This is a genomic window from Kineococcus indalonis (assembly GCF_009906395.1).
GTDB lineage: Bacteria > Actinomycetota > Actinomycetes > Actinomycetales > Kineococcaceae > Kineococcus > Kineococcus indalonis.
The window spans coordinates 1-5894 of sequence record NZ_JAAALM010000243.1 but is presented as its reverse complement, the minus strand read 5'-3'; the positions used below and the strand labels follow the sequence as shown (position 1 = coordinate 5894).

At 77.1% G+C, this 5894-nt stretch carries 8 protein-coding genes; 4 read left to right on the top strand and 4 right to left on the bottom strand.

Annotation, left to right across the window (positions count from 1 at the left end):
* A partial coding sequence (locus GTR00_RS12595) for a hypothetical protein (RefSeq protein ID WP_205705679.1) occupies window positions 1-461 on the bottom strand: 461 nt, incomplete at its 3' end.
* A gap of 272 nt (window positions 462-733) precedes the next feature.
* On the opposite strand from GTR00_RS12595, the gene GTR00_RS12590 reads away from it, so the two are divergent.
* From GTR00_RS12590 to GTR00_RS12580, 3 genes are all read left to right on the top strand, one after another.
* Window positions 734-1537 carry an AfsR/SARP family transcriptional regulator gene (locus GTR00_RS12590; protein WP_166611962.1) on the top strand — a complete coding sequence of 268 codons (804 nt, stop codon included), beginning with the start codon at window positions 734-736 and terminating at the stop codon, window positions 1535-1537.
* A gap of 342 nt (window positions 1538-1879) precedes the next feature.
* Complete coding sequence (locus GTR00_RS12585; RefSeq protein ID WP_166611961.1) at window positions 1880-2992, top strand: C1 family peptidase; 1113 nt, start codon at window positions 1880-1882, stop codon at window positions 2990-2992.
* 10 nt (window positions 2993-3002) lie between these two features.
* Complete coding sequence (locus tag GTR00_RS12580; protein WP_166611960.1) at window positions 3003-3428, top strand: hypothetical protein; 426 nt, start codon at window positions 3003-3005, stop codon at window positions 3426-3428.
* A gap of 52 nt (window positions 3429-3480) precedes the next feature.
* Here the strand turns inward: GTR00_RS12580 and GTR00_RS12575 are convergent, their stop codons facing one another.
* Both GTR00_RS12575 and GTR00_RS12570 read right to left on the bottom strand, forming a co-directional pair.
* Window positions 3481-3786: a protease inhibitor I42 family protein gene (locus tag GTR00_RS12575; protein ID WP_166611959.1), complete on the bottom strand. Its 306-nt coding sequence runs from the start codon at window positions 3784-3786 to the stop codon at window positions 3481-3483.
* Window positions 3783-4340: a hypothetical protein gene (locus GTR00_RS12570; protein WP_166611958.1), complete on the bottom strand. Its 558-nt coding sequence runs from the start codon at window positions 4338-4340 to the stop codon at window positions 3783-3785. Before GTR00_RS12570 ends, GTR00_RS12575 begins: the two co-directional genes overlap by 4 nt.
* A 149-nt stretch (window positions 4341-4489) precedes the next feature.
* Between GTR00_RS12570 and GTR00_RS12565 the strand changes: the two genes are divergently transcribed.
* Window positions 4490-4993 carry a hypothetical protein gene (locus GTR00_RS12565; protein WP_166611957.1) on the top strand — a complete coding sequence of 168 codons (504 nt, stop codon included), beginning with the start codon at window positions 4490-4492 and terminating at the stop codon, window positions 4991-4993.
* A gap of 29 nt (window positions 4994-5022) precedes the next feature.
* Here GTR00_RS12565 and GTR00_RS12560 read toward each other — a convergent pair whose 3' ends face one another.
* On the bottom strand, window positions 5023-5886 hold the full coding sequence (locus GTR00_RS12560) for an MmyB family transcriptional regulator (RefSeq protein ID WP_166611956.1): 864 nt from the start codon (window positions 5884-5886) through the stop codon (window positions 5023-5025).
* Window positions 5887-5894 lie beyond the last annotated feature (8 nt).

Below are 5894 nucleotides of genomic sequence, written 5' to 3'. Positions count from 1 at the left end.
GGATCGGCGTCCAGCGCGGGGTCGGGGGGGACCCAGCAGCCGGGCGGGAACCCGCCCAGCCCGCTCTCGCGCCGCAGCGGGCGACCCCCGGGCCCGGGGGCGTCCTGCGCGGGGGGTGCTTCCGGAAAGAACGCCGTCGGCAGGTCCGGCTCGGCGCTGAGCACGTCGAACTCCGCGCGCAGCGCCTCGGCCGCGCCGAAGGCGGCGGCCTGCTGGGCGCCGAAGAGGCGCCCGGGCAGGACGACGAGGAGCACCCGGGGTTCCAGCTCCGACAGCGGCCGCACCACGGCCCCCGCCGGGGCGAGCGCGGTGCGCACCCTGCCGGCGGTGTCGACCTCGTCCTGCTCGGGGCGCAGCTCCAGCGCGAAGCGGGCCGGGCCGGCGCGCACGTCCGGCGGCCGCGGCACGGTGGCGCCCGCGACGGCGGCGGCCGCGGTCCCCGCGGCGGCCGGGGCGCTCACCGCCCGCCCCGGCGGAGCGGGTCGGCGCGGAACCGCCCGGCGGGCGGACGGCGCGTGCGGCGGGTGTCGTCCACGGGTGCGCGACCTCCTCGTGAGCGGTGCCGCCGGGCCGTCGCCGGCCGCACCGGCCCGCCAGGTTAGGACCGGCGCGTCACCGCACCGTCACCACGCGCGGGCGCGGTGCTCATCACGCTGCGTGCGCCAGGTCCTTGCGCGCGGTTCCCCGCGCGGGCATCGTTGTCCGCCCGGGCGGCACGCTCCGAGGAGGGGATGTGGACGGTTCCTGGTTCACCCCGGACCCCGTGCCCGCCCCGGCCGCGGGCGCCCCGGCGGGCTGCACCCTCACCCTGCTGGGGGGTTTCCGCCTCGCCGTGGACGGGCGCGCGGTGGTCCTGCCGGTGACCGCGCAGCGGATCGTCGTGCTGGTCGCCCTGCGCGGCGGCCTCGGGCGCGGTCAGGCCGCCGGTGCCCTCTGGCCCCGGGCCCCCGAGGCGCGCGCGGCGGCGTGCCTGCGCACCGCCCTGTGGAGGATCGGCGCCGCGGCGCACGGCCTCGTGGTCGTCGACGGGCCCACGGTCCGGCTCGGCGCGCAGGTGCAGGTCGACCTGCGCGACCTCGCGCGCTCGGCGGAACGGGTGCTGCGCGCCGGCGGGCAGGTCGTGGACGTGTGCGCGGTGACCGACGCGGAGGAGGAACTGCTGCCGGAGTGGCCCGACGAGTGGCTCGTCGTGCACCGGGAGCGGTGGCGGCAGCTGCGCCTGCACGCCCTGGAGGCCGGTGCCGAGGAGCTGGCCGCCGCGGGGCGGTGCGGCCTCGCGCTGGAGGCGGCGCTCGCCGCGCTGCGCGCCGACCCCCTGCGCGAGAGCGCCCACCGCGCGCTCATCCAGGTCCACCTGGCGGAGGGCAACCTCGTCGAGGCCCGCAGGGCCTACCAGGCGTGCGAACTCGTGCTGCGCCACGAGCTGGGCGTGGGACCCACCGCCCGCACCGCGCGCATCGTCGAGCACGCCTTCGCCGCCCCGCCGCGGCACCAGGCGCCGCCCCGGCCCCCGCTGGTCGCCCGCGGGAGGGCTTGACGCCCCACCCGCGCGGGAGGACCCTGCCGGTGGCCCGGCACCGCAGCCGGACCCGCCCGGAGGATCCGGGCCCCACCGCCGTGGCGGCGCCGAGGTGGCGCCCCTGACGGCTCGCCGACGCGACGGTCCCGAGCACCGGCGTCGCGCACCCGCCGCGCACCCACCGCGCGCGCAGCGGCGACGCGTCCCGGCCGAGCGCCGGCGGACGCGTCGAGCAGGGACCACCGGGGTCCCCCCGGTGCTCGAACCCCGCAGGACCGCGCGCACCACCCGGTGCAGGCGCGCGGTCCCCACCCGATCCGCACCCCGGGAGGCACCCGGGCGAGCGACGAGGAGTCCGTCATGGCAAGTGAGGGGACCTCCGGTTCCGGAGCTCTCGACCTCGGGCGGTTGCAGACCGCCCTGCGCGACAGCGGCCGCCCCTGGGAGGTGGGGTACACCTCGATCACCGCGCTCCAGGAGGACGAGCGCCGGATCCGGCTCGGCGTGCCCAGCCGGCCGGACCTGCCGGACCACGACGAGGCGGCGGCGGCCCTGGCCCGGTCCGGCGCGGCTCGGGGAGCCGGCGCGCCGGCGTCCTTCGACGTGCGCGCCGTCGACGGCGTCGACTACGACACCGCGGTCAAGGACCAGGGCGGGTGCGGTTCCTGCGTCGCCTTCGGCGTCGCCGGCGCCATGGAGGTGGTCTTCCGGTTCTCGCGACGCACCACCGTGCCGATCGACCTGTCCGAGGCCCACCTGTTCTACGTGCACGCGCGCTCGGAGGGGCGCGACTGCGGTTCCGGCTGGTGGCCCAACCGGGCCCTGCCCCTGGCGCAGAGCAGCGGCGTCACGCTGGAGGACTACTACCCGTACAGCGCCGGGGACCAGGACGGCGCCTCCCGGCTGAACGCCGACTGGCCCCACCGGGTGGCCAGGGTGTCGGCGTGGGCCGACGTCACCGGCGACGCGGTGCAGGTGAAGGAGCGCATCTCCACCTACGGGGCCGTGACCGCCTGCTTCAACGTCTACCAGGACTTCTTCAGCTACCGCAGCGGCGTGTACCGGCACGTGACGGGCGACCTCGCCGGCGGGCACTGCGTGGTGCTCATCGGCTACGACGACGCCGCGGGCTGCTGGATCGCCCGCAACAGCTGGGGCACCGGCTGGGGGGACGGCGGGTACTTCCGCATCGCCTACGGCGAGTGCGGCATCGAGTCGTACCAGACGTGTTCCGTGCACGGCGTGAACCTGCGGGCGTGGTTGCCCGACCAGGCCGTGACGGGCCTGTGGAGCAACGAGGCCGACGCCAACGTCTGGGTGCACGGATCGGCGCGGGGGTGGCTCAAGCTGGACGGCGGCTCGCCGGTCACCTCCCACGCGATGATGTCCGAACTGGCAGCGGCGAAGGCGCTGGGCCGCCCCGTCGGACTGTTCGAGGACAACGGCAGCGTCAAGCAGCTCCACGCCTGGTGAGGAGAGGACCATGACACTCACGAACGACTCGCTCGGCACCCCGACCGCGTCGCCGCCGGGCACCGGCGGCCGGGACGACGGCGCAGCGGGCGGCACCAGCGTCCCGACGATCAGCGCCACGGACTTCGCGGCGATGACCGCGGGGTCGATGAGCGCACCCGCCCTGCACCCGCCGGCCCCCACGGGCACCACCTCGGACCAGGGCGTCACCGCCACCTGGCGCGAGGGCGTGCGCATCGACGCGCTCTGGTCGATCGACGAGACGCGCAACTCGTTCGTCAACATCACCGGCGTGGGCTGGCGCAAGGTCTACGACGGCCGGGACGGCGCCCACCTGGCGCTGGTGATGCTCGCGAGCCAGGCGCGCCAGACGAACCGGCCCGTGAACCTGCGCGAGGAGGCCGACGGGATGATCCACGAGATCTACCTCTGGTGACCCGGGACGGCCGATCCGGCTCGACGCCGGGGGCGCCGGGGGAGCCGGGCGGTCAGCGGACCGTGATCGACACCGTGCGCTCCTCGGCGCCCGAGCCCTCCCACGCGCGGGCCAGCCGGAGCTGCACGGGCCAGCGGCCCACGCGGTCCGCCCTCAGGCGCACCAGGTGCTCCCCCCGGGCGCCCGGGGCGGACCGCGAGGGGGCGAGGGTCTGCTCGCGCTCCAGGACCAGGCCCTCGCCCAGGCCGGTCAGCGACCAGACGTAGCCGGTGCCCGCGTCCTGCGCCAGGCGGATCGTGATGACGTCGCCGCGCTCGGCCTCCACGTCGCTCGCGCCCGAACTCTCCACGTGGTTCACGGGGTCGCCCCTCCTCGCCGGTCCGGGGGTGGCGCCGGGGCACCCGCGCCGCCGGCCGGGTGGCCGGGCCACAGGTGCAGCAGGTGGTCGAAGAAGTCGGGCTTGCGCTGCTCGTAGTCGTCCTCGGTGCTGGCGAGCTTGACGGCGTTGTGCTCGGCCAGCAGGTCCGCGTCGGCGCGCAGCAGCTGCCAGCAGCGGGTGAAGCGCAGGTCGTGCTCGGAACCCTCCGGGGTCAGCGCCAGGCCGGTGGGCAGCACGCTCCCGCGGGGCAGCGCCGCGGCGGGCACCGCGAACGTGGCCAGCGTCGGCGACCAGATCCCCGGGTGCACCACGACCAGCAGGTCCCGCAGGCGATCGCGCACCTCGGGGAACACCGCGGGGGCCACGCGCAGGTGCAGGTCGACGTCGCCGCGGGTCAGCGCGCCGTCGACGCTGCTGGCCCCCACGAGCAGCAACCGGCCCGGGACGCCGTGCGAGCGCAGGCGCCGGCGCTGCGCGCGCAGGACGGCCTCGGCGTCGGCGCGCACCTGCTGCGCGGGGCGCAGGAGCAGCACCCCGCCATTGCAGCACACCGCGCCACCGCCGGAGCCTCCACCGCCGGTCACGCCCGGGGACGTCGCGGAGTTCCGTCCCCTGCGCCCGCTGCGAGTCCTATGGTGGGGACCTGAGCACCTCCCGACACCGGCGATCGAAGGTGATCCGCGTGCGTCGTTCGATGACGATCGTTGCCGCTGCGTCCATCCTGGTGGTGGCACCGCCGACAGCCGCGGCGTCCGCGGCGGAGGAACCCCCCGCGGCCGTCGCGAGCACCTCCACGCTGCAGCCCGGGCGCACCGTCGTGCTCGCCCGGGACGGCACCGCGGTGACGTGGCGGGTGCGCATCACGTGCCCCGCCGGCGAGCCGTACGACCTGACCGCGGTCCTGGACGACCTGAGCACCGACGCCCCCTACTACGACGGGGGCGACAGGGGTGTGCGGGCGGTGCTGGAGAGCGGCACCGCGACCGGCACGTGCACCGGCCGCACGCAGGTGGTCCGCTTCACCGCTCCCGTCGTCGACGGCCCCGACGGCACCTTCTGGCCGATGAGCCGCGGCGGCTGGGTGAACACCTTCGTCGAGCTCACCACGCCCAGCACGTCCGTGTTCGCCTGCCAGCACGCGGCCTGCGCCTCCACCACGCACGACTGGAAACCCCGGCTGCGCTGAGGCGCGCAGCGCCCGCGCGCCCCGCCCTGCTACACCGGCGCGGTGCCCGGGGACGCGGGCCGTGAGTCTGGACGGGTGGTGCGCTGCGCGGCCAGGATGCCCAGCAGCGCCACCCCGTCCGCGCTGGGGGTCCCCTGCCCGGGGTGGTGGAGGACCAGCTGCTGACCCACCGCGCCGCGGACGTCGAAGGTCTGCACGTGCAGCGTCAGCTCGCCCGCCTGCGGGTGCGAGAACCGCTTGCGCTCGGCGGTCTTGCCCCGCGCGTCGTGGCGCTGCCACGCCCGGGTGAACTCCTCGCTGCCGCCGAGGCGCCGGCGGACCTCGCGGATGCGCGCATCGCCGGGGTGCGCCCCGTCGGCCAGGCGCAGCGCGGCCACGGCGCCGCGCGCCACGACGTCCCGCTCCGGGTACAGCGCGTGCGCCAGCGGGTCGAGGAACACGAGCTCCACGAGGTTGCGGGTGGTGGGGAAACCCCCGAACAGCTCCTCGGCGAGCGGGTTGGCCACCAGCACGTCCAGGGCGCGTCCGAGCACCACCGCCGGGGTCGCCGGCCAGGCCTGCAGCAGCTCGACCAGGCGGGGGTCGACCCGCTCGGGACCGGCGGCGCCGCCGGCACCGGCGGCGGGAGCCAGGCCGGCCAGCCGGTACAGGTGCTCGGCGCCGTCGCGGGGCAGGCGCAGCGCCGCGGCGAGGGCGTCGAGCACGGCCGGTGAGGGGTTGCGCTCGCGGCCCTGCTCCAGGCGCACGTAGTACTCCACGCTGATGCCCGCCAGCAGCGCCACCTCGCTGCGGCGCAGGCCCGGCACCCACCGGCGCTCCCCGGCCGGCAGGCCGGCGTCGGCGGGGGAGAGGTCGGCGCGGCGCGCGCGCAGGTAGTCCCCCAGGCCGCTCACGCCCCCAC

What these genes read in the sequence shown, in the direction of transcription:
- GTR00_RS12585 (WP_166611961.1), top strand. Translation starts at nt 1,880, where the DNA reads ATGGCAAGTGAGGGGACCTCCGGTTCCGGAGCTCTCGACCTCGGGCGG.
- GTR00_RS12580 (WP_166611960.1), top strand. Translation starts at nt 3,003, where the DNA reads ATGACACTCACGAACGACTCGCTCGGCACCCCGACCGCGTCGCCGCCG.